The organism is Tenacibaculum sp. IB213877 (genome assembly GCF_034043975.1).
Taxonomy (GTDB): Bacteria; Bacteroidota; Bacteroidia; order Flavobacteriales; family Flavobacteriaceae; genus Polaribacter.
Map to the genome: position 1 here is coordinate 83,258 of NZ_JAXCHH010000009.1, position 26,807 is coordinate 110,064.

Sequence of the window (26,807 nt, forward strand, 5' to 3'; positions counted from 1 at the left end):
TTGTTAAATTTATAAAAAAGCTTCATCTTTTGGCTCCCAAAGCTCAATTTTATTTCCTTCTAAATCAAGTATCCAACCAAATTTTCCATAATCAAATTCCTCAACTTTATCTATTACTGTTACTCCTTGTTCTTTTAGTTCTGCTAACAATTCAACTAAATTTTCAACTCTATAATTAAACATAAAGTCTTTTTTTGATGGTTCAAAATACTTAGTATCTTTTGCAAACGGACTCCATTGTGTTGAGGCTTTGTTTCCTTTTTCATCTTGCCACCAGAAAGTACAACCCCAATCATCTGTATTAAATCCTAAATGCTTTTTATACCATTCTTTAGTAGCTTTTGGATCTTCTGTCTTAAAGAAAACTCCACCTACTCCTGTTACTTTACCTTTTTTCATTTTTTTCTGTTTTTAATATTGTTTTCATATACTTTAATCCAATCTTCAACTGATACTTTAGTACATAATTCAGCAATTAAATCAAACGGAATTTCATCTATTTTTTTAAATCGGACGCAACTTTTACCCATATCTAACTTTCGTTTTGAATGCTTTGGATATTCGGTTACAAACCAATTATGTATTTCTGGAATTGCATACATACCGCTATGATATAGATTGATAGAGTTTTTTTGAGAAGCAAAACTCATAAACGGTAAAGGTTCTTTAGGAGTACAATGATACCCATCTGGATAAATGGAATGTGGTACATAATAACCTATCATGTTATACTGTATCCCTTCTTCAAATCCTTTGGGTAAGTTCTTTTTTATAGTGTTTCTTAACTTTTTTAATACCGGTTTCCTTTCTTCAGGAACTTGACTAATATATTCTTCTGGTGTAGATGCTTCGTATTTCATATTTATGAATTCTGAAGCTACAAGTTAACAAAATTTTGCTTTGATTTTATCTACAATAGTTTGTGCCAGTTTTTGTTTACTTTCTACCGTCCAACCAGCTACATGGGGAGTTAACAGTACATTTTGAGAATTTATTAGATATTGAAAAGCTTCCGGTAAATTTTCTTCAGTGAATAAATTTTCAAATGATGATTTTTCATACTCTAAAACATCTAAACCTGCTCCTAAAACCTTTCCTGATCGTAAGGCTTTAACCAAATCTTTAGTTACTACCGATTTTCCTCTAGCAGTATTAATTAACCAAAAAGGTTTGGCAAACACATTAATAAAATGAGAATTTACCATATTTATGGTAAGTTCTGTTTGTGGAGTATGTAAACTTAGCACATCTGCTTTTTGTTGCAATTCTTCTAAAGATACTTGCTTACAATTCTCATCATCAACATTCGGTTTTATATCATAACAGATTACTTCTACATCAAAACCTCTTAGCTTTTTAGCAAAGGCTTTTCCCATATTTCCGTAACCGATCAGTCCAACTGTTTTACCATCAAGCTCAATTCCTCTATTGTCTTCTCGCAACCATTTGCCATTTCTCACTTCTACATCTGCTTTGTTAAACTTATTGAATAAAGACAATAGCATTCCTAATGCATGTTCTCCTACAGCATTGCGGTTACCTTCTGGAGCAGAAATTAAATACACTCCTTTTTTCTTGGCATACTCACAATCTATATTTTCCAATCCAGCACCTACACGACCAATAAATTTCAGGTTAGTTGCTTTGTCTAAAAATTGCTTATCAACTGTAAATCGACTACGAATTATGATACCGTCATAACTACCTATTTTTGCTTCAATTTCTTGTTTAGAAGAAGTATAATCTTCATCATTTACAAAACCTAACTCATTAAGTTGAGTTAGTAATAAAGGATGATTTGTATCTATGTGAAGAATTTTCATCATCGTTTAATACTGCTCATCATCATTAGGAAAATCTAATGACTTTACGTCTTTTATATATTGTTTAAAAGCATTCGTCATTTCTGTATGTAAATCTAAATAACGGCGTAAAAAACGCGGATTGAATTCGTGTGTCATCCCTAACATATCATGCATTACCAATACCTGACCGTCAACACCATTTCCTGCTCCAATACCAATAACCGGAATAGAAATACTCTCCGCAACTTCTTTGGCTAACTTAGCAGGCACTTTTTCTAATACAATGGCAAAACAACCTAATTCTTCCAATAATTTAGCATCTTTTTTAAGTTTATCTGCTTCTTCTTCTTCTTTGGCGCGTACTGTATAGGTTCCGAATTTATAAATAGATTGTGGTGTTAAACCTAAGTGTCCCATTACTGGAATACCTGCGGTTAAAATCCTTGAAATAGATTCGCCAATTTCACTTCCTCCTTCCAGTTTAACTGCATGTCCGCCTGATTCTTTCATAATTCTAATAGCAGAATCTAAAGCGTTTTTAGAATTTCCTTGGTAGGTACCAAAAGGTAGATCAACCACTACTAAACAACGCTCAACAGCTCTAATTACCGAACTAGCATGATAAATCATTTGGTCTAACGTAATAGGCAATGTGGTTTCATGTCCTGCCATAACGTTTGATGCTGAATCACCTACTAAAACGACATCAATCCCTGCACTATCAACTATTTTAGCCATAGTATAATCATAGGCAGTTAACATAGATATTTTTTCACCGTTAGCTTTCATATCTACCAACGATTTTACGGTAACTCTTTTATATTGCTTTTTTGCTGTTGACATTGGTTTGTTTTTATTGAATTGTAAAAATAAGTATTTTAGCAATAGGTTTTATACGTTAATCTTCTGTTAATTTAATTTTTCACCATTATATTTTCTATAGTTTTATAGTCATCAAACCTACAAAAAACTATGCAGCGTATAATTACTCTAGTAGCCGTATTAGTGGTTAACTTTATGGTAAATGCTCAAGCAACTTCCGAAGAAATAGCTATTAAAAAAACTATAGATACTTTTTTTGAAGGATTACATAAAGGAGACAGTACTATTGTAGTTAAAACTTTACATCCTTCTATAAAAATGCAAACTACTTTTACTAATAAAGAAGGAAAGAAAGTATTAGTTACTGAAACTAAGGATAAAGTATTAACAAGTATTGCTGCTAAAAAACCCGAAGATACTTATTTAGAAAAATTACTTTTGTACGATATAAAAATTGATGGAAATCTAGCCTCAGTTTGGACTCCTTACGAGTTTTATTACAATAACAATTTTAGTCATTGTGGTGCTAATTCTTTTCAGCTATTTAATAACAATGGAACATGGCAAATTATTTACATTGTTGATATGAGAAGACACAGCAATTGTAATCCTTCTAACTAAAATATATTGTATCTTTAAAACGTGAGCAACACTAACCACCAAAATTTATTACACCCAGATAATTGGATTGATAATTATGCTGATTATTTATTTAATTACGCTATTGCTAGGGTAAATAATTACGATATTGCCAAAGATTTGGTTCAAGACACTTTTTTTGCAGGCTTAAAATCTGCTAAAAATTTTGAAGGAAAATCAACAGAACGAACCTGGTTAATTTCTATTTTAAAGCGAAAAATTATTGATTATTATCGTAAAATAAACTCTGCAAAAGGAAAAGCAGAAGTGAGAATGAGTTTTTATGATAATGGTGATAATGAAGGAAGTTGGATTGAAGAACGCGTACCACAATCATGGGATGCTGAAGCAGAAAAAGATATTGAAAATGATGAGTTAAAAGCTCAAATAGATAAATGTATTGATAAGCTTCCAGAAAAACATGCTATGGTATTTAGGATGAAGACCATTCAAGAGTTTGAAACTGAAGACATTTGTAAGGAACTGGGTATAACACCGTCAAACCTATGGGTTATCATACACAGAGCACGCACTCAACTACGTGAGTGTTTAGAACAAAATTGGTTTAATAAATAAGATTGCATGGGTAATTTTTTTAACATTAAATGCGAAGAAGCTAACCATATATGTAATAAAGCACAATATAATGAAGCTACTTTTACAGAAAAAATGAAACTAAAATGGCATTTGCTAGTTTGTAAAGTATGTGCATTATATACCAAACAAAATAGAGTTTTAACCAAAGCTTATAAATGCAAATCTGTTGACATAAAAAATGGCACTAAATGTCTTAAAAAGAAAGACAAAGAAATACTAAAAGAAGAATTCAAAAAAGTATCTATATAACAACTTTTTCGGTTTTTATGAAACCGTTTTTTTGATTTTTTGTTAGATTGAGACGGAGTTTACCTTAAAAGTAAACTCCGTTTTTTTACTTTTGCATAAATTATTTTTTTATGCATTTTTTACCAGAAAAAATTGATAATTACGTTATAAAACACTCACAACAAGAACCTGTTTTATTAAAAGAGTTAAATAAAGAAACTTGGCAGAAGGTTTTAAATCCTAGAATGCTTAGTGGCTCCTTTCAAGGTAGGATCTTGTCTATGCTATCTAAATTAATTCAACCTAAAAACATACTTGAAATAGGCACCTATACAGGCTATTCTGCCTTATGTTTAGCAGAAGGTATGCAATCTAATGGAATGCTTCACACCATTGATAAAAACGAAGAATTGGAAGAGCTTCAATATAAATATTTTCAGAAGTCTGATTATAAAGATCAAATCATACAACATATAGGTAACGCTATTGATATCATTCCGACGATTGATGCAAAGTTCGATTTGGTTTTTATTGATGCTGATAAATCAAACTACATCAATTATTTTCATTTGATAATAAATAAAATGAATAAAGGCGGAGTAATTTTATCTGATAATGTATTATGGAGTGGAAAGGTTGTAGAAGAATTAGATCCAAAAGATATAGATACTAAAGTCTTATTAGAATACAATCATCTTTTAAATACAGATGATCGCTTAGAAACTGTATTACTACCCATTAGAGATGGATTAACAATTAGTAGAGTAAAATAAAAAATCCCGAGAAAATTCTCGGGATTTTTTTTACATATTTCGTTTTATAGGTCCGGTTAAATCATCAATATTATCTTTAACCTCATTTACTTGTTTGTTTATATCTGAAACCAAATCGGTATCTATACCTTGCTTTTGTGCACTCTCATTAATTTCTCTCTTAATTTCATTTGTAGCATCTTTTACCTGACGCATTCCTTTTCCTAATCCACGAGCTATTTCAGGAATTTTATCGGCTCCAAAAAGCATCACCACAATTAATAAGACTACAAAAATCTCAGGTCCGCTAATAAATAAAAATGGTACATTCATAGGTACAAAGATACATAAATTAACCTTCAAAGTAATGTTAAATGAAAAAGCCAAACTAAATTAGTTTGGCTTTTTTAATATTGATGTAAAGCAATTAATCAGCTAAAATAATTGCTTTATTATCTTTCATTTCTAATGTTCCAGAATTGATCTCAAAACTTAATCTTCCGTCATTAGTTTTTGTAAACTTATCTTCAAATTTCTCATCTATTGATACATTTGAAGCTTCAATTTTAATAGTTCCGGCAGTCAATGATGATACTATTGGCGCATGATTATTCAACATTTGAAACTCACCATTTGTACCTGGTACTGCTACAGAAGTTACTTCTGACGAAAATAAAACCGCTTCTGGAGTTACAATTTCTAAAAACATAATTCTAATTGATAATTATTGATTATGCTTCGGCTAACATTTTCTCTCCAGCATCAATTGCATCTTGAATTGACCCTCTTAAGTTGAATGCTGCTTCTGGTAGGTGATCTAACTCACCATCCATAATCATGTTAAATCCTTTAATAGTGTCTTTAATATCAACTAAAACACCTGGTATTCCTGTAAACTGCTCTGCAACGTGGAATGGTTGAGATAAGAAACGTTGTACACGTCTTGCTCTGTGAACTACTAACTTATCTTCTTCAGATAATTCTTCCATACCTAAAATTGCAATAATATCTTGTAATTCTTTGTAACGTTGTAATAACTCTTTTACTCTTTGTGCAGTATTATAGTGCTCTGCACCTAAAATTTCTGGAGTTAAGATTCTTGAAGTTGAATCTAATGGATCTACCGCTGGATAAATACCTAACTCAGCAATTTTACGAGATAATACCGTTGTTGCATCTAAGTGAGCAAACGTTGTTGCCGGTGCAGGATCCGTTAAATCATCCGCAGGTACATATACTGCCTGTACAGATGTAATAGATCCTTTTTTAGTAGAAGTAATACGCTCTTGCATTGCACCCATCTCTGTTGCTAATGTTGGTTGGTAACCTACCGCAGAAGGCATACGACCTAATAAAGCTGATACCTCTGAACCTGCTTGTGTAAAACGGAAGATATTATCAACGAAGAAAAGAACGTCTTTTCCTTGTGCTTCTCCTGCTCCATCACGGAAATATTCAGCAATTGTTAATCCTGATAAAGCTACACGAGCACGTGCTCCTGGTGGCTCATTCATCTGACCGAATACGAAAGTAGCTTTTGAATCTCTCATTCCAGCTTTATCTACTTTTGATAAATCCCATCCTCCTTCTTCCATAGAATGCATAAAATCATCACCATATTTGATAATTCCAGACTCTAACATCTCACGTAATAAATCATTTCCTTCACGAGTTCTTTCTCCAACTCCTGCAAATACAGATAAACCTCCGTGTCCTTTTGCAATGTTGTTAATTAACTCCTGAATTAATACAGTTTTACCTACTCCAGCACCTCCAAATAATCCAATTTTACCTCCTTTTGCATAAGGCTCAATTAAATCAATTACTTTAATACCAGTAAATAATACTTCAGTAGATGTAGATAATTCTTCAAATTTTGGAGCTTGACGGTGAATTGGCAAACCAGCATCACCAGACTTTGGTAAATTCCCTAATCCATCAATAGCTTCACCAGTTACGTTAAATAAACGCCCGTAAATATCATTACCTATTGGCATTTGAATTGGATTACCAGTAGCAATTACTTCTTGCCCTCTTTGTAAACCATCAGTTGCATCCATAGAAATTGTACGAACTGTATTTTCACCAATGTGTTGTTGAACTTCTAAAACTAAGATTGAACCATCAGCTTTTTTGATTTCTAATGAATCATAAATCTTTGGTAATTCAGCATTTTCAGTGTTGAACTCAACATCGATAACTGGACCAATAATTTGAGAAACTTTACCTGTTATTGTAGACATTACTTTTGTGTAATTAAGTTATTTTATTTATTGAGTGATATTTACCTCACTTTTTCAGAGCGCAAAGGTAATTTTTTTAAAACAATTTTAAAAACGTTTCGATGTATTTTTCACTAAAAATATAAAACAATAAAAAAGCCTCGCAATTGCGAGGCTTTAAAATATGGTGTAATTAAATTAATTACTTTCTTAATTTAATCTCAACACGTCTGTTTTGAGCTCTACCATCTCTAGTTGCGTTAGAAGCAATTGGATAATCTTCACCGTAACCAGCAGAAGAGATTCTTGAAGAAGGAATTCCTTTACCGATTAAGTAAGTAACTACAGCTGCAGCTCTTTTAGATGATAAATTTAAGTTATAAGAAGCAGCACCTTGACTATCTGTGTGACCTTCAATATTGAAGTTTGCTTCTGGATATTCGTTCATGATTTCAGCAATCATGTCTAATTTTCCTGTAACACCTCTACGGAAAGTAGATTTACCAGAGTTAAAGTAAATAGCTCTTGCAAACTCATTTAATTTTGCAGTAGCTTCTTCAGTAATTACTGGCTTTGGAGGACAACCGTTGTTAGAAGCAACACCAGGTACATCTGGACATTGATCTACGTTATCTTTAACTCCATCATTATCTTTATCTCCCCAAGGACATCCACCATTTTCAGCTGGACCAGCTTCTTGTGGACACTTGTCTTTGTTATCAGCGATTCCGTCACCGTCAGTATCAGGACAACCGTTCATTGCTTTTGTACCAGCGTCGTTAGGACAAGCATCATCTTTATCAGCAATACCGTCACCATCAGCATCTGGACAACCGTTTAATGCAGCTAAACCAGCAACATCTGGACAAGCATCGTCAGAATCTTTGATTCCGTCACCGTCAGTATCAGGACATCCGTTGAATTCTTTTAAACCTGGAACATCTGGACAAGCATCATTCTTATCAAATACACCATCTCCATCAGAATCTTTTCCTCCGAAACGGAATACTAAGCCTAAAGAGTGTTGGAAGTGATCTTGAATTTTGTCTGCAAATTCTTTTTTACCTCCTGTTTGGAAAGATAAACCTAAGTTGTCATTAAACCAAGTATTGAAACCAAGACCTGCATTTAAAGTACCTTCACCACCTAAGTCATCCATATCAGCATAACCACCACCTAAATAAACGAAAGGATCAAACCATCCTGTTTCACCAAATAGTCCGTTTAAGTCATACTTTACGTTTGCATCAACAGCCCAGTATAATAAATCTGAGTCATCTTTAGTTCTGAAAGTCTTAATTTTGTTTAAAGATCCTGCTAACTGTAAAGTAAACCCATCATTTAGGTATCTTTCTGCAGAAATTCTAGAAATAGAAGGCAATGTATTGTCTGCCCATTCACCTGTTCCGATATAATCCTTTGCGTAGTCTCCGAATTCAGTTGGAATTCTAACATCAATAGTATTGATACCAAAACTCACAGCCCAAGGATTGTTTTCGTCTTGTGCGTTTACCGTACCAACAGTAAGGAACGCAACCATAGCTAACATAGCTAATTTTAATTGTTTCATTATCAAAAATTTAAATTAAAAGTTCGTTTATATATAACGCAAATGTAAGTTCTAAAAACTTATTTACAAAAACAAATCTACAAAATCTTATGAAAAAAACAAGTTTTTATTCTTTATTTAGGTAATAATCTTTAACTCTTTACCTACTTTGATAAACGCTTTAATCGCCTTATCTAAATGTTCTTTTTCATGAGCCGCAGACAATTGCACTCGTATCCTCGCTTTTTGTTTAGGAACTACCGGATAGAAAAATCCGATTACATATATTCCTTCTTCTAAAAGTTTATCAGCCATTACTTGCGAAAGCTTAGCATCATATAACATAACAGGAACAATTGCCGAGTCTGCTCCAACCAAATCAAATCCTGCTTTTTCCATTTCTGAACGGAAATAATTGGTATTCAATTCTAACTTATCTCTTAAAGAAGTATCATTAGATAATAAATCAAATACCTTTAATGATGCGCCTACAATTGCTGGAGCTAATGAATTTGAAAATAAATACGGACGAGAACGCTGACGTAAAATTTCAATGATTTCTTTTTTACCTGTAGTGTAACCTCCCATGGCACCTCCAAGAGCTTTTCCTAAAGTTCCAGTTACAATATCAACACGCCCCATTACATTCTTTAACTCTAATGTTCCGCGACCAGTTTTACCAATAAATCCAGCAGCGTGACATTCATCCACCATCACCATAGCATCATACTTATCTGCTAAATCACAAATCTCATCTAATTTGGCTACAATTCCATCCATAGAGAAAACCCCATCAGTAACAATAATTTTAAAACGATGGTTGTTTTTATTCGCTTCAATCAATTGTTCTTCCAGTGAAGCCATATCATTATTATTGTATCTATAACGTGCCGCTTTACATAAACGAACACCATCAATAATAGATGCATGATTTAAACTATCTGAAATAATTGCATCTTCCGCAGTTAATAACGGTTCAAAAACTCCACCATTAGCATCAAAAGCCGCTGCATATAATATGGTGTCTTCTGTTTGGTAGAATTCTGCAATTTTTGCTTCCAATTCTTTATGAATATCTTGCGTTCCACAAATAAAACGAACTGATGACATTCCGAAACCATGAGTATCCATAGTGTCTTTTGCTGCTTGAATCACTTCTGGATTGTTTGACAACCCTAAATAGTTATTTGCACAAAAGTTGATTACTTCCTCTCCGGTAGAAATTTTAATCACCGCGTCTTGCGAAGACGTAATAATTCTTTCTGATTTATACAATCCAGCATCTTTGATATCCTGAATCTCTTTTTGTAAATTTTCTTTTATTTTACCGTACATGTTGTTTGTTGTTTGAAAATGTAAAGTTACAAGTTTGAAAGTTTTCGGTTAAACTTCTTCTACTAAAATTTCATCATCTATATAAACCAACAATTTTTTATTGATTTTAAAATTCATGGATTGTAATACATGTGCATATTTTAACACCTGCTGATGATATTTTTTATCGGGTTTTCCTGTTTTATAATCTATAATTGTTACGCTTTCGTTTTCAAACACCAATCTATCTGGAATGATAATTTGATTATCAACCGTTACAATTTCTCTTTCATTATATATGACTACCTCATCAGAGAAATAGTATTGTAATTGTTCATGATTTACAATATTGAAAATCTGTTTTTTTATTTCTGATGATTTGTCTTGCGGAATTTCTCCTTGTTGTTCAGACAACTCAACAACTTTCTCTACATCATTCTTAGTTATGATTTTAGCCATCAACTCATGCACCAAATTACCATAATCGATTGCTTTTCCTTGTTCGGTATCCCACAACTTAGAGGAACTTGCCAACATTACAATATTATGGTCGTGCCAAGGTGTAGAAATAAATTCCTCTTGCAGTGTTACTGAAGATGCTACTTCTTGCCTAACACTCACTCGCTCTTCATTTCCGAAGGAATACTCTAATGAGTCATCTTGCCAAAGATGCTTTTTCTTTAAAAAATTGATGAAAATTCCCGAGTAATAATTGGTATTCTCTCCTTCTCGTGTGAATCGTTTCTCGGTAATAATATGTAATTGTTCAACCGCACGGGTTAGCGCTACATATAATAGATTGAAATTATCCAATTCCAATTCTTCTCGTTGATGCTGATAAATTTCCGCACCTCTATCATTTATATAACTCAGGTTTTTATTGTAATCTACCAACAATTCATCAAAATCATTGAACGATTCTGACAACTGATCAAACCAAACTTTAGGTTTTAGTTGCTGATAAATATCTAAGTCATACGGAAAAATAACCACAGGAAACTCCAATCCTTTTGATTTATGGATGGTCATAACACTTACCGCATCTGAATTTTCAGGAGCAACAATACTTAACGATTCTTTTTTGTCGTTCCAATATTCTAAAAACTCTTGAATACTGGTTCCCTTTCGCTGTTGATCTAACACCACATCTAAAAAGAATTGCACATAAGCATCTGAAGAAGTTATCAATTTAAACCCTCGGATGATTTCTTCTATTTTCTCATAAAAAGGAAGCTGATGAAACTCATTTATATTGAATGAAACTCCAAAATTGGCTAAATCCTCAAAAATTTGTGGCAATGTCTTTTTAACCAACGAATCTAAAAACGTGTGCGCATCCTCTTGTACATTTAAATGATGATGTAAAAAGTACAACACTTCAAAGCGTGTTTCTTCATCATTTGGATGCAAAATGATTTGTAACAAATTGGTAATAAAACTTACTTTCGGACTGTTTTTTAGCAACAGTGTTTCTGAAGAAACTATATTAATTCCGTTTTCTGATAAATAGTTTGCAACTGCAATTCCATCTTTCTTTTTTCTTACTAAAACACAAATTTCATTTAGAGAAAAATCCTTTTTCAGTTCATTGATCTTAGTCAACACTTTTTTAGGATATTTTGCTTTTTCTTCTTCCTTCTCTTCTTCTTTTTCTAAAAATGAAAGCGAAACAAATCCACCTTTTTTAGCATTTTCTAATTGCTTGTTTCCTTCAACAAACAACTTTTTGTAGTTTTCATTTTGGAAGAAATTAGCTGTATGCTGAAAAAAATCGTTATTAAAACTGATAACCTCAGAATAGCTTCTATAATTTCGCTCTAATTCTTTTATTTCTTTCGGAATAAAAAACGGATTCATTCCGTCTTCTCCTTCCAAACCTAAATTGATGAATTGCTCTGCTTTTCCTCCTCGCCAACGATAAATTGCTTGCTTTCCATCACCCACTAACAACAAATTGCTATTTTCTTGCGCCAACGCATTATCAATTAACGGAACTAAATTTTGCCATTGTAACACCGAAGTATCTTGCATTTCATCAATAAAATAGTGCATAAAACGCTGCCCGATTCTCTCGTAAATAAATGGAGCAGGTTGATCTTTAATATTATCAGAAATTAGTTGATTAAACTCAGCATTTAAACGGATATTATTTTCTTCTTTTAAATAATTCAACTCAAAATTGATATTGTTTAAAACCGCTAACGGAATGATGCTTTTCAACGCCAATTGATTCATTAATAACTGCTGATACAATTGCTCGGATTCCATGTATAATCCTAATAACGTTGGAAGAATTCCTTCAATGGCAGTTTTAATATCTTCAGATTTTGATTTTGAGTAAAACGTGTTTTCTTCAATACGTTCTCTCAACTTATTTTGATCGAAAAATTTAGCTGAAATCGGATCCTTTTTTAACGACACAAAATGCTTAGGCAACAATGAATAATAAAAATCTTTATGATCTAAATTCATGGTTTTAATTACCTGCAATCCTTCTGCTCCAATTTCTTTTAATCGTTTGGTAATTTCTTGCTGATGTTTTTTGAGTTTTTGTTGTAACTGGTTAAAATCGTCAATGGTCTTATCACTTAACTTTCTAAAATGTTTTACATCATCTTCCTTCAATAAGATTTTAGAAAACTCTTTTAACTCATGAGAAATATCCCACGATTTATCTTCATCAATTTTCGATAATGAAAAATCAATCAACAACTCGGTTAACTCTTTATTGGTTCCGATTTTTGAAATCAATAAATCCACCGCTTCGTTGAGCAACGAAACCGCATCCATTTCTACCTCAAAATTGAGCGTTAAACCTAAATCGTACGCAAAGTTTTTGATGATCTTATGTGTAAAACTATCAATAGTAGTGATGGAAAACGCCGAATAATTTTGCAAAACCGCATCTAAAATCTTTTTGCTTCGTTCTTGAATTACAGTTCTGTCTAACGAAGTTTCTTTCAGGATTTGCTCTAACAAATCGTTGGTTTCTCCTTCAGAAAATTCGTGTAAATTTTTCATTACACGTTCTTTCATTTCTCCAGCAGCTTTGTTGGTAAAAGTAATTGCCAATACTTTTTGAAAGCGGAAAATATCTTCTGACTGTAATAAAATTTTGAGATATTCTTTTACAAGCGTAAATGTTTTACCGCTACCCGCAGATGCATTGTAAACCTGAAAAGTTGATGGATTTTGCACAGATTAATTTTTATGCAAAGTACAGTTTTTTAACCTTTAACAAAAGGGTGTAAAAACAGAATTATTATAAAAAACATCAATAATTATTTATATTAGCCTAACTAATAGCTATTTAAAAAGAAAGAAATGCCAATTCCAAATTTTGATCATAATAATGTTTTACCTCCACACCTAGGAAATCCAACTCAAAGAACACACTTATCACCATATACTTGTACTATTTTAGAACTATGTCATAAATTTTCGACCAGCAAAGAAAGGATTGAAATTTTAAAAGGTTTAATTGATTTTAGAAAAAAAATGACCAAAAATGGTATAATTCATGGATTTCAATGGATTGATGGTAGTTTTATAGAAGACATAGAAAAAATTGAAAACAGACCTCCAAAAGATATAGATGCAGTAACTTTTTATGGAGGAATCCCTCAAAATGTTCAAATTAATTTAAATGCTAATTTTCCTGAATTTATTAGTCCTACTCTTTCTAAAAACAAATATAAAGTGGATCATTATGCAGTTGATTATACTTACAATCCAAATGTTACAGTAGAAATGACACGATATTGGCTTCAACTATTTACTCATAATCGAAATAGTATTTGGAAAGGTATTTTAAAGTTAGAAATAAATACTCCTATTGACGACGAACATGCTAAAAATTATCTAAATTCGTTATAGAGTTATGAGCCTTTTTAGAAAGATTGAAAATATTAAAGCACAATTAGTTGACAGCAGAAGAATGTTGGAATTGGTAATTGATCATCCGTTAATGTCTGAAGGTTTAAAAGAAAAAATAAACGCTCTTGAGACTGAACTAGAATCACTTCCAAAAATTACCTCTGAACCTAAAATACAGCTTTTGTTTAGCGGAAGTGCCGTTAAAGGCTCTAAAGGTATCAAATCTGGTTTTGTAAGTAAAACAATAGCTCCTTTTCAAGAAATGGTAAAGACTCAAACTACTTTATTAAGATTTGGCAAAGTAGGTAAAAGAGGAAGAACAAAAAAAAGTGCAAATACTGATTTATTTTTAACAGCATTACCTATTGGATCTTTTGGAATTGAATTATCTCAACTTGAATCAAATGATTTATTTGACAGTATGGATGTTTCAAACGCAATAAAACAAGTTGTCAATTTGATTGCTAGTTCTGCACAAAACGATAATGTGTTTGAAAAGGCTTTTGAAAAAGTTCCAAAACGAAATTTGAGTAATTTAAAAAAACTCCTAGAAGTAGTTTCTGAAGAAAACTCAATACTAAAGATGGAAACAAATGAAATTGGAATTTATATAACAGAAAAGCAAATTAAGGAAGCTTTTCAAAGAGTTTCTGAAACAATTGATAATGAATCTGAAAAAATAGTAACTGGTATTTTTCGTGGCATACTACTCGATTCAGGTAAGTTTGAAATACAAGATGAATTAGGTAAAAAAATTTCTGGATTTATAAACCCAGACTTAACTGAAGATGATCTCATTAGATATGACAAAACATTTTTAAACAATGAATGTTTAGTACATCTCAAAATACATAAAACTACTTTCAAAACCGGTTTTGAAAAAACAGAATACGAATTATTAGAAATTAGATCTTTAAAACAAGGATTTTAGAAATACTTTTTATGCAAAGCACATTTTTTAGAGTCAAGAGGTGAGAATCAAGAAAAGAGAAAAAGCAGAACTTTAATCAAAAAATTCTGCTTTTAAATATCTATTTGAAGACATTGTTTTCTATCCAAGTCCAACATCCAAAGACATCATTACGATAAACCCACCGATAAAACCAAGGGTTGCGATGTCTGTATATTTGTCACGTTGAGTTTCAGGAATTACCTCTTCCACCACCACAAAAATCATTGCTCCTGCTGCAAAAGCCAAAGCATAAGGTAAAAGCGGCGTAAAAAACGAAACTGCCAACGCGCCTAAAACCGCAGCAACCGGTTCCACAACGGCAGACATTTGTCCATACCAAAAGCTTTTTAATCGGCTCATTCCTTGTCTTCGTAAAGGCATTGCTACTGCAAATCCTTCAGGAAAATTCTGAATTCCGATTCCAATAGCTAACGAAATGGCCGCAATGATCATTTCTGTTTGCTCCACACCCACCAACGTTGATGCTGCACCAAACAATACTCCTACAGCTAATCCTTCCGGAATATTATGCAAAGTAATTGCCAACACTAATAAAATGGTTTTATGCCAGTTGGTTTTGACTCCTTCTGCTTCGTCTTCTCCGAAATTAATATGCAAGTGAGGTAACAATTTATCCATACCGAAAAGTGCTAACGCACCGAGAGCAAAACCTAACGCAGACGGAATTACCTTTATAAATCCTTCCCCAGGACTATTATCAATAGCAGGCGCCAACAAGCTCCAAAAACTCGCTGCTACCATTACACCTCCGGTGAATCCTAGCATTCCGTCTAACACAGCACGGTTTAATTTTTTAAAAAAGAAGACTAAACCTGCTCCTGCTGCGGTTAATCCCCACGTGAAAAGAGATGCGTATAACGCTCCTAAAATCGGATTCTCTTTACAAAATTCTACTGCTTGATCTAATAAACTCATAATTTTTGAATATATAAATTATTGGCAATTTTGTTGGATACGGTAATGGTTTTACCATCTAATTTTATGGATAACGAACCATCAAAAGGTTCTTTTTCTAACACGGTTATTTTTTGCCCTAACGCAATTCCTTGTTTGTCTAAAAACTGTAAAAATTCAGAAGAACTATCGTTAACTCCCACACAAACTCCTGCTTCATCTTTAACTAAGGTTGCTAATAAACTTTTTTCTATTTGTTGGAAATTTCCATCTTTATCCGGAATTGGATCTCCATGCGGATCTTGCTTTGGAAAACCTAAAAAAGCATCTAACTCATTAATCAGTTTTGGTGATTTAATGTGCTCTAGTTGTTCAGCAACTTCATGTACCTCATCCCAAGAAAAATTTAATTTATCAACCAAAAAAACCTCCCATAAACGATGCTTTCTAATGATTGAAACAGCTGTTTTTTTACCAAAATCAGTCAAGGTTACTCCTTGATACTTCTTATAAACCACTACCTTTTTTTCCGATAGCTTTTTAATCATATCAGTAACCGACGATGCTTTCGTTTCTAACTTTTTAGCAATAGCGTTGGTGCTAATTCCTTTTTCAGAAACCGAAGCTAAATGATAAATGGTTTTTATATAATTTTCTTCTGATTGACTAAACATATACTTGTTTTCTAGTTACAAACATACAAAATTTTGCTTTACAAAAACATATTTTTAGTCTTATCTAAAAATTTATTTACCTTTGCAAAAATATTTAAGGCCATGAGGAGGGTTATTGCACTTGTATTTTTTTGTTTCTCAATAATTACAAACGGACAAACCATTAAGGGAAAAGTAATTTCATCTTCAGGTGAAATTTTACCATTTACCAACATATACATTAAAGGAACTCAAACAGGAACAACTGCTGATGAAAATGGTTTTTATGAACTTTCTGCCAAACAAAATAGAGTTGTTTTAGTAGCTTCTTCAGTTGGATTTTTATCAGAAAGAAAAACAGTTACTATCAATTCATCCGAAGAAAAAATTATCAATTTTACACTAACCGAAACTGCTGAAATTTTAGATCAAGTTACTATAACCGGAACGAGAACCGACAAACGAAGAACGAATAGTCCGGTAATTGTGAATGTAATTAATAGCGAAACGTTCGCTAACGTACAAGCATGTAATTTATCAGAAGGATTAAAATTCCAAACTGGTTTACGCGTAGAAACCGATTGCCAAACCTGTAATTATACACAACTACGCATGAATGGATTAGCAGGTGGCTATTCACAAATATTAATAAATGGTCGCCCAATTTTTAGTCCGTTGACTGGTTTATACGGATTGGAGCAAATTCCTACTAATATGATTGAGCGCATTGAAGTAGTTCGCGGTGGAGGATCTGCTTTGTACGGTTCGAGTGCCATTGGCGGAACGGTGAATGTGATTACTAAAATTCCGAAGAGAGATAATTATAGTGTTGGTTACACCTATCAAAATAGTAAAGGAACTTCGGACAATATTATTTCTGGAAATGGAACTTTGGTCAATGAGGATAAAAGCTTCGGCGGAACTTTCTTTTTTAATGTTAGAAATCGTGATTTGTTTGATGCAAATGGTGACAATTTTTCTGAGCTACCAGAATTAAAAAACACTGCTTTTGGCGCTAATGTGTTTTATATTCCTACTGAAAATCAAAAATTAGAAGTTAATTTCAGTAAATTAAATGAATATCGTTACGGTGGTGAAATGAATGATGATGCTCCGCATTTAGCATTACAATCTGAAGAACGTAAACACGATGTATATGTTAGCAATGTTGATTATCAAATCAATTTTAACGACGACAAAAGCTCATTGATAACCTACGTAGCTTCTCAATTTACTGGTCGCGAACATTATACCGGAGTTATACCTGATATTGGAACTCCAGAAGATTTTGAACATTTAGCAAATCCTCCTTACGGATCCTCGGAAAGCTCAACTTTTCAAGGGGGAATTCAGCTAAATCACAAATTAGAAGAATTTTTAAATGGTAATGCTGTATTCACTATCGGAAGTGAATTTGTACAAGATGATGTGTTTGATGTTATTGAGGCGTATAATTACAAAATAGATCAAACCACTAAAAACATAGGGTTCTTTTTCCAGAGTGATTGGGAGATTTCTGAGAAATGGAATTTATTAGCAGGAGTTCGATTTGACAATCATACTTTAAACGCTCTTAAAATTGATGGTTCTGAAAAATCGATTACTAACAATGTTTTCAGTCCGCGAGTTTCTTTGCTATACAAACCTTTTGAAAAAACGCAGATTCGTGCAACGTGGGGAACAGGATTTAGAGCTCCGCAAGCTTTTGATGCTGATTTACATATTGCTTTTGCTGGTGGTGGAATATCTCGCGTTGTTTTAGCTGATGATTTAAAAAGAGAACGATCTAACAGCTATAGTTTATCGTTCAACTATGACAAACCTACTGAACATTACATTTATGGATTCACTCTTGAAGGCTTTTGCACAAAGCTAGATGATGCTTTTATTTTAGAAAATATTGGCACTGATGAGTTTGGTGAATTATTTGAAAAAAGAAATGGAGACGGAGCTACCGTTAAAGGATTAACCTTAGAAGCTCGTTTAAATTATGATGGAATTTTTCAGTTAGAAAGTGGATTTACCATTCAATCAAGTGAAAATACAAATCCAGTTTTGTATTCTGATATACTAACCCCTAAAAAGGAATTTTTACGCACGCCAACCAACTACGGATATGCAACTTTATCTTATGAACCTAATCAGAAGTTTAAAACTTCAGTAAATGTTGTTTATACTGGTAAAATGGATGTTTTGCATTTAGCCTCTCCTAATAATCTATCTTCAGATGAATATTTTACTTCTCCAAACTTTACCGAAGTAGGATTAAAATCGAGTTATACATTTAATCTTCCTGAGTTAAAAGCAAATATTGAGTTGTCAGGTGGAATTAAAAATGTTTTTGATAATTATCAAACTAACTTTGATATAGGTAGAGACCGAGATAGTAATTTCATATACGGAGCAGCAATTCCTAGAACATTAATCTTTGGAATTAAACTTTTTTGATTTTTGAAATGTTAAGCTTTGTTAACAAACAGAATCATTTTCATAACAATTAAGAAACATTCTAGTAATGGAACCATAATTTTCAAGTAACATTATCTTTACAATATACCCTGACTTTTGCAATTGATATTAGAAATTCATTAAAATGAAAAAAATCTTATTAATTGCTTTATTAAGTATTTGTCAATTAGCCTTTTCTCAAGATAGAGGAACTGTTACAGGAATTGTAACTGATAAAGAAATGAGTGGTGAATCTTTACCATTTGCAAATATTTTTATCAAAGGAACCTCCATTGGCGGTACAACAGATATGGATGGTAAATACACTATTTCTGTTCCTGCTGGTAAGCATACCTTAGTTTTTAGTTTTATTGGTTATCAAACTATTGAAAAACCTATTAATGTAGTTGCTGGACAAACATTAACTATAAATCAAGAAATTGGAGCAAGCCAAGGTGTAGCTTTAGACGAAGTTGAAGTTAAAGCTACCGTTAGTAAAGAAAAAGAAAGTGCCTTATTGCTTGAACAAAAGAAAGCAGTTTCAATAAAAACAAATATTGGTGCTCAGGAATTAACTAGAAAAGGAGTTAGCGATGTTGCAACCGCTGTAACTAAAACAACAGGTATTTCAAAACAAGAAGGAACCGGAAGTGTATTTGTTAGAGGTTTAGGTGATAGATACAATGTCACTACTTTAAATGGATTACCTCTGCCTTCTAATGATCCATCAAAAAAGAATATTGATTTAGGTATTTTTTCTACTGACATTGTAGAGTTTATTGGTATTGATAAAACTTTTGATGTAGAAAATTATGGTGATTTTTCTGGTGCTAATATTGACATCTCTTCAAAGAATTATAGAGGAAAAGGGTTTGTAGAAGTTGGATTGGGTTTCGGTGGAAATACTGAAGCTATTTCTGTTGATAATTTTTATTTAAATGATGGTCCAAACACTAGTGGATTTTATAATATTAATCCTCCTGCTTTCCCTCTTAACAATTACAATTTTTCAACAAGTTGGGATAGGGAAAAATCAAACCCTCCTTTCAACAATAGTATATCAATAAAAGGAGGAAAGTCTTTCAACATTGGAGAAAATACTAAATTAAATGTTTTTGCTGTTGGTTCTTTTGATAATTTTTACAAGTATAAAGAAGGAATATCCAGAGGAAGTGTTAATGTTTCAGGGGTAGCTAGAAGAAATTACACTTTTAATAACTATGCTTACGGTACAAATACTACTGGAATGGGGAATTTAAGCTTAAAACATAAACAACATACTTTCAAATATAATGGTTTGTTTATTAATACGTCATCTCAAAAACAAGATGAATATAATGGTATAGTAGATATTTTTGATTATGCCCCAAATGGAGGTGCCGTTGTTCAAAGAGCTACTTTTGACAGAACACAACTTTTTGTACACCAATTGCTTGGAGAACACAAAATAGGAGAACAATTCGATATCAATTGGGGAGGATCATACAATTTTGTAGACAATAGAACTCCTAATAGAAGACAAAGTATTGTAACTCCTGATGACTGGGATGAGCCGAATGGGCCAAAATCGTTTAGAGAAACAATAAACGACTCAGACAACCATAGATTTTATCAAAAATTAGAAGAAGAAGAAATTGCTGCTAATTTCTTAACAACTTTTAAATTTAATTCAAACGAAAAAGAAGAGTACCTTTCTAAGATAAAGTTAGGATACAGTGGAAGATTCAAATCAGTAGACTTTCAGGCAACTCAATTTAACTTTAGAATAAACAATAGTCCAAGTGATCCTGCTCAACCTTTTATAGATGACGTTTATAATTTAGATTCTTATTTTAATCAAGAGAATTTTAACGCAGGGTTATTTTCAATTAGAACTTTTAGAGGGGGTTTAGGTACACCAGGTGTAAATGTCTTGTTCCCACAAACTTATGGTGGTAAACAAAATATAAATGCTGGTTATATTTCTTTTGAGCATAGATTCTCGCCTAAATTTGTAGCGATAGTAGGAGTTAGAGGAGAAAAAATAACTCAAACATTAAACTTCAACACTTCATTATCAAATGGAAATAGTGATTTAGATGAGTTTGAAATTTTACCCATGTTAACTATGAAATATGAGCTTAATGAAGAGCAAAATCTTAAGTTTGCTGCTAGCAAAACTTACACATTACCACAATACAAAGAAAAAGCTCAATTTCAATTTGAAGAAATAACTCAAGCTTACATAGGAAACCCTGCTTTATATCTTTCTACTGATTATAACTTTGATTTAAAATGGGACTATTTTCCATCAAGAAGTGAAATTATATCATTAGGTGCTTTCGGTAAATATATTCAAAATCCAATAAACGATGTAACTATAAACTCCGCGACTAATGATGTAAGCTGGGTTAACTCTGGGGAAAAAGCAACAGCTTATGGAGCTGAACTTGAAATAAGAAAAAATATTTTCGAAGATAGTGAGAGCGAGAATTCAAGTAGTTTAAATGCAGGATTAAATGTTTCTTATATGTATTCTAATCAAGATTTAGATAAAGATAAAGTAACAGCCGAAACTACTGCAGCTGGTTTTCCAATAAGTGTAGACTTTACAGAAACCGAAAGTGGAATATCTGGAGCATCTGATTTATTATTGAATGCAGATATAAGCTATATGAAAGAGTTTGATAATGAAAGAAATATTCAAGCCACTTTAGCTTTAAATTATTTTTCAGACAGAATTTTTGCTCTAGGTACTGAAGGAAAAGGAAATATAGTTGATTTAGGTGTTTCTACTTTGGATTTCATTTTTAAAACTCAACTAAATAAAAATTTAGGTTTAGGCTTATCGGCAAAAAATTTATTGAATCCGACTATAGAAAGAAAGCAAGAAAAACAAAATGTTCTTGTATACTCTTATAAAAATGGTATGGAGTTTAAGCTGTCATTATCTTATAACTTTTAATTAACATTATACTAACTCAAGGTTAATTTTAAGCAAATAATAATTTAACAATTAAGCATTTAATTTGAACCAGAATTAAACTCTTAATTATAAAAACACAAAAAAATGAAAAAACAAATTTTAACACTAATGATGTTAGTTGCAAGTTTTGCTTTCTTAACATCTTGTGGTGGAGACGATAATCCTATTCAAACGGCTACTTGTTCGGATGGAATTCAAAATGGAGATGAAACTGGTGTAGATTGTGGTGGTTCTTCTTGTCAACCTTGTGAAGAGGCTACTGCTTTAGAAGGTGATGTAACCTCTAATGTTACTTTAGATGCTTCAAAAACTTACGAGCTTAAAGGAGCATACGTAGTAAGAGATGGTGGGGTCTTAACAATTCCTGCTGGAACCAGAATAGAAGCAACAGGAGGTACAGCATCTTATATTGCTGTTGCTCAAGGTGGTAAAATATATGTAGATGGAAATAGTGATAATCCAGTGGTTATGACTTCTGGTGCTGCTTCTCCTGCAGCAGCAGATTGGGGAGGATTAGTTGTTTGTGGTAAAGCTCCTACCAATGTTGGTTCTACTGCAACTTCAGAAGTTGCTGATTTGACTTATGGTGGTACAGATGTTAATGATAACTCAGGTTCTATTCGTTATTTAAGAATTGAATATACTGGTGCTACTTTTAATAGCTCAAAAGAGTTTAACGGATTGTCTTTATTCGGTGTAGGTGCTGGAACTACTGTAGAATATGTTCAGTCTTACGAAGGTGGTGATGATGGTATTGAGTTCTTTGGAGGAACTGTTAACGGTAAATATTTAGTATCTACTAATTCAGGTGATGACTCAATTGATTTCGCTGATGGTTGGGCTGGAACAGGTGAATACTGGTACATCTCAGGTGGTGCTAAAGCTGGTATTGAAGGATCTAATAATGGTGACAACGGAGATGCTACTCCTGTAACTAACGCTACATTAAAAAACATTACTGTAGTTGGTCCAGTTACTGAAGGAGCTCTTTATTTTAAAGAAGGTGGAGGAAACTTTAGCATTGATAATTTTTACATTGCTAGTGTAGATTTAGGTGTTAAAGTAAAAGATACTGATGCTGAAGCTGCTGTTAGAATTGAAAATGGAGAGTTAGTGATGACAAACGTTCAGTTTGCAAATAATACTGCTGGATTCTCATTAACAGATTACACAGGACTAAATCAAGACTTTATCCAACAAGGCATTGCAACAGGTGCTGGAAATGGTGCTGCAGCACCAGATTGGGCTGCTGGTTGGACTAGAGGTTTAGATAATAGTGGAGTTACTACAGAAAATTTAGCGGGTGAAGTAACAGGAGATGTTAGCCTAAATGCTGATGTTGAATATTTATTAACTAGTTCTTTTGTTGTTAAAGATGGTGGAAAATTAACAATTCCTGCAGGTACAACAATTAAAGCAACTGGAGGTACTGCTTCTTATATCGCAGTCGCTCAAGGAGGACAGATTTTTATAAATGGAGAAGCTAATAATCCTGTTATAATGACTTCTGGGTCTAATACACCAGCTGCTGCAGATTGGGGAGGGTTAGTTGTATGTGGTAAAGCTCCTACAAATGTAGGTTCTGTTGCTACATCAGAAGTAGCTGATCTAACTTATGGTGGTACGGACGTTAATGACAACTCTGGATCTATTCGTTATTTAAGAATTGAATATACTGGTGCTACTTTTAATAGTTCTAAAGAGTTTAACGGGTTATCTTTATTCGGTGTGGGTGCTGGTACAACTTTAGAATATGTACAGTCTTATGAAGGGGGTGATGATGGTATTGAATTCTTTGGTGGAACTGTAAACGGTAAATATTTGGTATCTACTAATTCAGGTGATGACTCAATTGATTTTGCTGATGGTTGGGCTGGAACTGGTGAATACTGGTACATTTCTGGTGGTGCTAAAGCAGGTATTGAAGGATCTAATAATGGTGATAATGCAAATGCTACTCCTGTGACTAATGCTACATTAAAAAATATCACTGTAGTTGGACCTGTGTCTGAAGGAGCTCTTTACTTTAAAGAAGGTGGAGGAAATTTTAACATTGATAATTTCTATATTTCGGGAGTTGATTTAGGTGTTAAGGTAAAAGATACAGATGCTGAAGCCGCTGCTAGAATTGAAAATGGAGATTTAGTAATGACTAATGTAGAATTTGCAAATAATCTTTCAGGTTTCTCATTAACAGATTACACAGGACTAAATCAAGACTTTATACAACAAGGTATTACAACAGGTGCTGGAAATGGTGCTGCAGCACCAGATTGGGCTACTGGTTGGACTAGAGGTTTATAATAAATAACCTTTATAAAAATAAAAAAACCTCGCAATTAGCGAGGTTTTTTATTTGTTATCTATTTAAATTACTTAACTGCTATCTTGGTGTCTTCTTTCCAAGTTTGCACACTCGCTATTGTATGGTTTTCATAGTTTATTTCTTTTAAACCATCTTTATGCCACATAAACCATTTACCAACTTTTTTACCATTTTCATAATGAGCAATAGCTGTTTTATTTCCTTTTTTATCAAATGTTACCCAAGCACCAGTTAGTAATTTATTCTTGTAAAAACCTTGTTGCTTAACGCTCCCATCTTCATGGAAGAAAGTAACTTTTACCAAATCTCCATCTTTTTCATATAAAGGTTTTCCATCTTGAGCAGTTACTAAGCCTACTGTTAATAAACATGCAATCATTACTAATTTCTTCATCTTAAATAATTTAACCGTTAACATTTATATAACAAATATATAAATTAATTTACATTTAAAAAACTTTTTGGTAACATTAATTTAACATTAGGATTAACACAAGTTCAAACTCATTAAATTCATTATTACATCTTGTAAGTAAAAATGTGTATCTTTAGGGGTAAATTAATCACAAAAAAAATTATTATGGCAGTAATGAAAGTTATTGAGGTTCTAGCAAACTCAGACAAAAGTTGGGAGGACGCAACAAAAAAAGCAGTAAAACAAGCTTCTAAATCCGTAAAAAACATCAAATCTGCATTTGTACAGTCACAAAGTGTTGTTGTAAATGATGATGATGTAAGTGAATTTAGAGTAAATTTAAAAATTACTTTTGAAGTTAAATAATTAACACTTCTAACAAATAACCTGTAGTTTTTGTTACCTACAGGTTCTTTCTTTTTATGAATATATTTCAACTAACGGGTATTGTTATAATTGCATTAATACATGTTTACATCATGTATCTAGAAATGTTTTTATGGAACACACCAAAGGGCATTAAGTCTTTTGGATTAAAAACAAAAGAGTTTGCAGAAAGCACTAAAGTCTTAGCTGCAAATCAAGGACTATACAATGGATTTTTAGCTGCTGGACTAATTTGGTCTATCATAGAAATGAATAAAGAAACAGCTATATTTTTTTGTTTTTGTGTTTTTATTGCAGGATTATATGGTGCTTATTCTACTAAAAAAATTCGAATTTTTTACATTCAATCAATACCCGCTCTAATAAGTTTGATCTTGTTACTAATTTAAATATAACAAGTAATAGTAAAACTTACTAATTAAAAATCTAATTAAAAACATGGAAAAATATATAGAAAAAGCCAAAGAGCTTTTAATTAATTATGCCCCAAAAGTTCTTACAGCTATTGTTATTTTAGTAGCTGGGTTGTTTATTATTAATCTAATAGTAAAAACAACTAAAAAATTAATGAATCAACAAAATGTTGACACTACACTTCAAAAATTCTTATCTAATTTATTAAGCTGGACTTTAAAAGTATTATTACTAATAACAGTGATTGCAAAATTAGGGGTAGAAACCACTTCTTTTGCTGCTATTATTGCTTCTGCAGGTTTAGCAATTGGATTAGCTTTACAAGGATCTCTAGCCAATTTTGCAGGAGGCGCTTTAATTATGATATTTAAACCTTATAAGGTAGGTGATTTTATTGAAGCTCAAGGGATATCAGGAACCGTTAAAGAAATACAAATTTTTACTACACACTTAAATACACCGGGAAATAAGCTTGCTATTGTTCCCAATGGAGCCTTATCTAATGGCAACATAATTAATTATACTACTGAAGGAAAGTTAAGGGCAGATTTAACTTTTGGTGTTTCTTATGATGCTGATATCAAACAAACAAAAGAAATTTTAATGGAAGTCCTTACTTCTAATCCGAAAGTTTTGAAAGACCCTGCTCCTACAGTTAATGTTAGTGAATTGGCTGATAGTTCAGTTAACTTTGCTGTTAGACCATGGGCAAACACAGCTGATTATTGGAATGTATATTACACTACAATTGAAAACACTAAATTAGCTTTAGATAAAGCTGGAATTGAAATTCCATATCCACACTCGGTAGAAATTCAAAAAGAAGGCTAACGTTTTTTTTCTGGTGTTACCACAAAATCCTTTAAATAAAAAGGTTCAAAATAAGCGACATCTTCGATGTCGTTTTTTTTATACTTTACATAACTTAATTCTGCCATTTGATTTGCTGAAGGAAATTGAGCATCTATAAAAATAGCATTTGTATGCGTAATAATCTCTTTACACTTTTCAGCCCCATCACCTAAAAAATAAACTTTATTCTTTGATAAAAGTTCAAAAAATGAATTCTCATCAATAATTTCAGCTTTTATATCTCTTATTTGTTGATGATATTTATCAAATACCGCTGAATACACCTCCATTCTACGAGCATCTAACATCGGTAAAATATATCCTTCTTCAATAGTAATTGAATTGGCTAAAGATTGTAATGTATCAACACTTATCAAAGGTTTATCAAAAGCAAAACTTAATCCTTTTGCGGCTGATACTCCAATACGCAAACCTGTATAGGATCCTGGACCTTTACTCACAGCAATAGCATCAATACTATCTTTAGAGATATCGGCTACATTTAAAACTTCTTGAATAAACGGATGCAGTTTCTCTGCATGAGAATAATTACCGTCATTCAGTTCTTTAATTGCTAAAACTTCTCCATCTTTAGCTAAACTTACTGAACAGTTTTTAGTAGCGGTTTCAATATTTAAAATGATTGCCATTTAATTAAGTTTTACGCAAAGATAAT

General features: G+C 32.4%; 26 protein-coding genes. 12 read left to right on the forward strand and 14 right to left on the reverse strand.

The window, feature by feature from the left end:
* Positions 1 to 9: 9 nt before the first annotated feature.
* From SLH33_RS10635 to panB, 4 genes are read right to left on the reverse strand one after another with little or no spacing between them, the layout of a single operon-like run.
* Complete coding sequence (locus SLH33_RS10635) at positions 10 to 399, reverse strand: VOC family protein (RefSeq protein WP_320419082.1); 390 nt, start codon at positions 397 to 399, stop codon at positions 10 to 12.
* The gene (locus SLH33_RS10640) at positions 396 to 860 is read right to left on the reverse strand and encodes a DUF1801 domain-containing protein (RefSeq protein ID WP_320419083.1); all 465 of its coding nucleotides are present in this window, start codon (positions 858 to 860) and stop codon (positions 396 to 398) included. Before SLH33_RS10640 ends, SLH33_RS10635 begins: the two co-directional genes overlap by 4 nt.
* Before the next feature lie 24 nt (positions 861 to 884).
* A complete protein-coding gene (locus SLH33_RS10645) occupies positions 885 to 1,823 on the reverse strand; it encodes a 2-hydroxyacid dehydrogenase (RefSeq protein WP_320419167.1) in 939 nt (312 codons plus the stop codon).
* 6 nt (positions 1,824 to 1,829) lie between these two features.
* The gene (gene panB, locus SLH33_RS10650) at positions 1,830 to 2,648 is read right to left on the reverse strand and encodes a 3-methyl-2-oxobutanoate hydroxymethyltransferase (protein WP_320419084.1); all 819 of its coding nucleotides are present in this window, start codon (positions 2,646 to 2,648) and stop codon (positions 1,830 to 1,832) included.
* Between the two features lie 129 nt (positions 2,649 to 2,777).
* Here panB and SLH33_RS10655 point away from each other — a divergent pair, with 129 nt between their 5' ends.
* The 4 genes from SLH33_RS10655 (at position 2,778) to SLH33_RS10670 (ending at position 4,864) form a co-directional block, all read left to right on the forward strand.
* Positions 2,778 to 3,248, forward strand: coding sequence for a nuclear transport factor 2 family protein (locus SLH33_RS10655; protein WP_320419085.1), 471 nt, complete (start codon positions 2,778 to 2,780; stop codon positions 3,246 to 3,248).
* Between the two features lie 21 nt (positions 3,249 to 3,269).
* Positions 3,270 to 3,842 carry a sigma-70 family RNA polymerase sigma factor gene (locus SLH33_RS10660; protein ID WP_320419086.1) on the forward strand — a complete coding sequence of 191 codons (573 nt, stop codon included), beginning with the start codon at positions 3,270 to 3,272 and terminating at the stop codon, positions 3,840 to 3,842.
* A 6-nt stretch (positions 3,843 to 3,848) separates the two neighbouring features.
* On the forward strand, positions 3,849 to 4,112 hold the full coding sequence (locus SLH33_RS10665; RefSeq protein ID WP_320419087.1) for a hypothetical protein: 264 nt from the start codon (positions 3,849 to 3,851) through the stop codon (positions 4,110 to 4,112).
* 110 nt (positions 4,113 to 4,222) lie between these two features.
* Positions 4,223 to 4,864, forward strand: a complete 642-nt coding sequence (locus SLH33_RS10670) for an O-methyltransferase (RefSeq protein ID WP_320419088.1) — start codon at positions 4,223 to 4,225, stop codon at positions 4,862 to 4,864.
* 30 nt (positions 4,865 to 4,894) lie between these two features.
* Here the strand turns inward: SLH33_RS10670 and SLH33_RS10675 are convergent, their stop codons facing one another.
* From SLH33_RS10675 to SLH33_RS10700, 6 genes are all read right to left on the reverse strand, one after another.
* Positions 4,895 to 5,176 (reverse strand): twin-arginine translocase TatA/TatE family subunit, encoded by a 282-nt coding sequence (locus tag SLH33_RS10675; RefSeq protein WP_320419089.1) that lies wholly within the window; start codon positions 5,174 to 5,176, stop codon positions 4,895 to 4,897.
* 94 nt (positions 5,177 to 5,270) lie between these two features.
* Positions 5,271 to 5,552 carry a F0F1 ATP synthase subunit epsilon gene (locus SLH33_RS10680; protein ID WP_320419090.1) on the reverse strand — a complete coding sequence of 94 codons (282 nt, stop codon included), beginning with the start codon at positions 5,550 to 5,552 and terminating at the stop codon, positions 5,271 to 5,273.
* 22 nt (positions 5,553 to 5,574) lie between these two features.
* Positions 5,575 to 7,086, reverse strand: a complete 1,512-nt coding sequence (gene atpD, locus SLH33_RS10685; RefSeq protein WP_320419091.1) for a F0F1 ATP synthase subunit beta — start codon at positions 7,084 to 7,086, stop codon at positions 5,575 to 5,577.
* A 181-nt stretch (positions 7,087 to 7,267) separates the two neighbouring features.
* Positions 7,268 to 8,635, reverse strand: a complete 1,368-nt coding sequence (locus tag SLH33_RS10690; RefSeq protein ID WP_320419092.1) for an OmpA family protein — start codon at positions 8,633 to 8,635, stop codon at positions 7,268 to 7,270.
* 117 nt (positions 8,636 to 8,752) lie between these two features.
* Positions 8,753 to 9,949, reverse strand: coding sequence for a glycine C-acetyltransferase (gene kbl / locus SLH33_RS10695; protein ID WP_320419093.1), 1,197 nt, complete (start codon positions 9,947 to 9,949; stop codon positions 8,753 to 8,755).
* A gap of 48 nt (positions 9,950 to 9,997) precedes the next feature.
* The gene (locus SLH33_RS10700; protein WP_320419094.1) at positions 9,998 to 13,126 is read right to left on the reverse strand and encodes a UvrD-helicase domain-containing protein; all 3,129 of its coding nucleotides are present in this window, start codon (positions 13,124 to 13,126) and stop codon (positions 9,998 to 10,000) included.
* 126 nt (positions 13,127 to 13,252) lie between these two features.
* Between SLH33_RS10700 and SLH33_RS10705 the strand changes: the two genes are divergently transcribed.
* The gene (locus SLH33_RS10705; RefSeq protein WP_320419095.1) at positions 13,253 to 13,804 is read left to right on the forward strand and encodes a DUF6932 family protein; all 552 of its coding nucleotides are present in this window, start codon (positions 13,253 to 13,255) and stop codon (positions 13,802 to 13,804) included.
* A 4-nt stretch (positions 13,805 to 13,808) separates the two neighbouring features.
* Positions 13,809 to 14,735 (forward strand): hypothetical protein, encoded by a 927-nt coding sequence (locus tag SLH33_RS10710; RefSeq protein WP_320419096.1) that lies wholly within the window; start codon positions 13,809 to 13,811, stop codon positions 14,733 to 14,735.
* 120 nt (positions 14,736 to 14,855) lie between these two features.
* On the opposite strand, the gene SLH33_RS10715 is transcribed toward SLH33_RS10710, so the two are convergent.
* Both SLH33_RS10715 and SLH33_RS10720 read right to left on the reverse strand, forming a co-directional pair.
* Positions 14,856 to 15,692, reverse strand: a complete 837-nt coding sequence (locus tag SLH33_RS10715) for a ZIP family metal transporter (RefSeq protein WP_320419097.1) — start codon at positions 15,690 to 15,692, stop codon at positions 14,856 to 14,858.
* Complete coding sequence (locus SLH33_RS10720) at positions 15,689 to 16,345, reverse strand: metal-dependent transcriptional regulator (RefSeq protein WP_320419098.1); 657 nt, start codon at positions 16,343 to 16,345, stop codon at positions 15,689 to 15,691. The genes SLH33_RS10715 and SLH33_RS10720 overlap by 4 nt, the downstream gene beginning before the upstream one ends.
* A 102-nt stretch (positions 16,346 to 16,447) precedes the next feature.
* On the opposite strand from SLH33_RS10720, the gene SLH33_RS10725 reads away from it, so the two are divergent.
* From SLH33_RS10725 to SLH33_RS10735, 3 genes are all read left to right on the forward strand, one after another.
* On the forward strand, positions 16,448 to 18,772 hold the full coding sequence (locus SLH33_RS10725; protein WP_320419099.1) for a TonB-dependent receptor: 2,325 nt from the start codon (positions 16,448 to 16,450) through the stop codon (positions 18,770 to 18,772).
* Positions 18,773 to 18,917: 145 nt separating this feature from the next.
* The gene (locus SLH33_RS10730) at positions 18,918 to 21,716 is read left to right on the forward strand and encodes a TonB-dependent receptor (protein WP_320419100.1); all 2,799 of its coding nucleotides are present in this window, start codon (positions 18,918 to 18,920) and stop codon (positions 21,714 to 21,716) included.
* A gap of 105 nt (positions 21,717 to 21,821) precedes the next feature.
* Positions 21,822 to 24,041 (forward strand): hypothetical protein, encoded by a 2,220-nt coding sequence (locus tag SLH33_RS10735; RefSeq protein ID WP_320419101.1) that lies wholly within the window; start codon positions 21,822 to 21,824, stop codon positions 24,039 to 24,041.
* 68 nt (positions 24,042 to 24,109) lie between these two features.
* On the opposite strand, the gene SLH33_RS10740 is transcribed toward SLH33_RS10735, so the two are convergent.
* Complete coding sequence (locus SLH33_RS10740) at positions 24,110 to 24,457, reverse strand: nicotinic acid mononucleotide adenyltransferase (RefSeq protein WP_320419103.1); 348 nt, start codon at positions 24,455 to 24,457, stop codon at positions 24,110 to 24,112.
* A 186-nt stretch (positions 24,458 to 24,643) separates the two neighbouring features.
* On the opposite strand from SLH33_RS10740, the gene SLH33_RS10745 reads away from it, so the two are divergent.
* Genes SLH33_RS10745 through SLH33_RS10755 form a run of 3 tightly spaced genes read left to right on the forward strand, consistent with a single transcriptional unit; the run spans position 24,644 to position 26,110 of the window.
* Complete coding sequence (locus SLH33_RS10745; protein ID WP_320419104.1) at positions 24,644 to 24,844, forward strand: dodecin family protein; 201 nt, start codon at positions 24,644 to 24,646, stop codon at positions 24,842 to 24,844.
* Between the two features lie 56 nt (positions 24,845 to 24,900).
* A complete protein-coding gene (locus tag SLH33_RS10750) occupies positions 24,901 to 25,254 on the forward strand; it encodes a DUF1304 domain-containing protein (RefSeq protein ID WP_320419106.1) in 354 nt (117 codons plus the stop codon).
* 49 nt (positions 25,255 to 25,303) lie between these two features.
* The gene (locus tag SLH33_RS10755; protein WP_320419107.1) at positions 25,304 to 26,110 is read left to right on the forward strand and encodes a mechanosensitive ion channel family protein; all 807 of its coding nucleotides are present in this window, start codon (positions 25,304 to 25,306) and stop codon (positions 26,108 to 26,110) included.
* Here the strand turns inward: SLH33_RS10755 and tsaB are convergent.
* Positions 26,107 to 26,781 carry a tRNA (adenosine(37)-N6)-threonylcarbamoyltransferase complex dimerization subunit type 1 TsaB gene (tsaB, locus tag SLH33_RS10760; protein ID WP_320419109.1) on the reverse strand — a complete coding sequence of 225 codons (675 nt, stop codon included), beginning with the start codon at positions 26,779 to 26,781 and terminating at the stop codon, positions 26,107 to 26,109. The genes SLH33_RS10755 and tsaB overlap by 4 nt on opposite strands.
* Between the last annotated feature and the right edge of the window lie 26 nt (positions 26,782 to 26,807).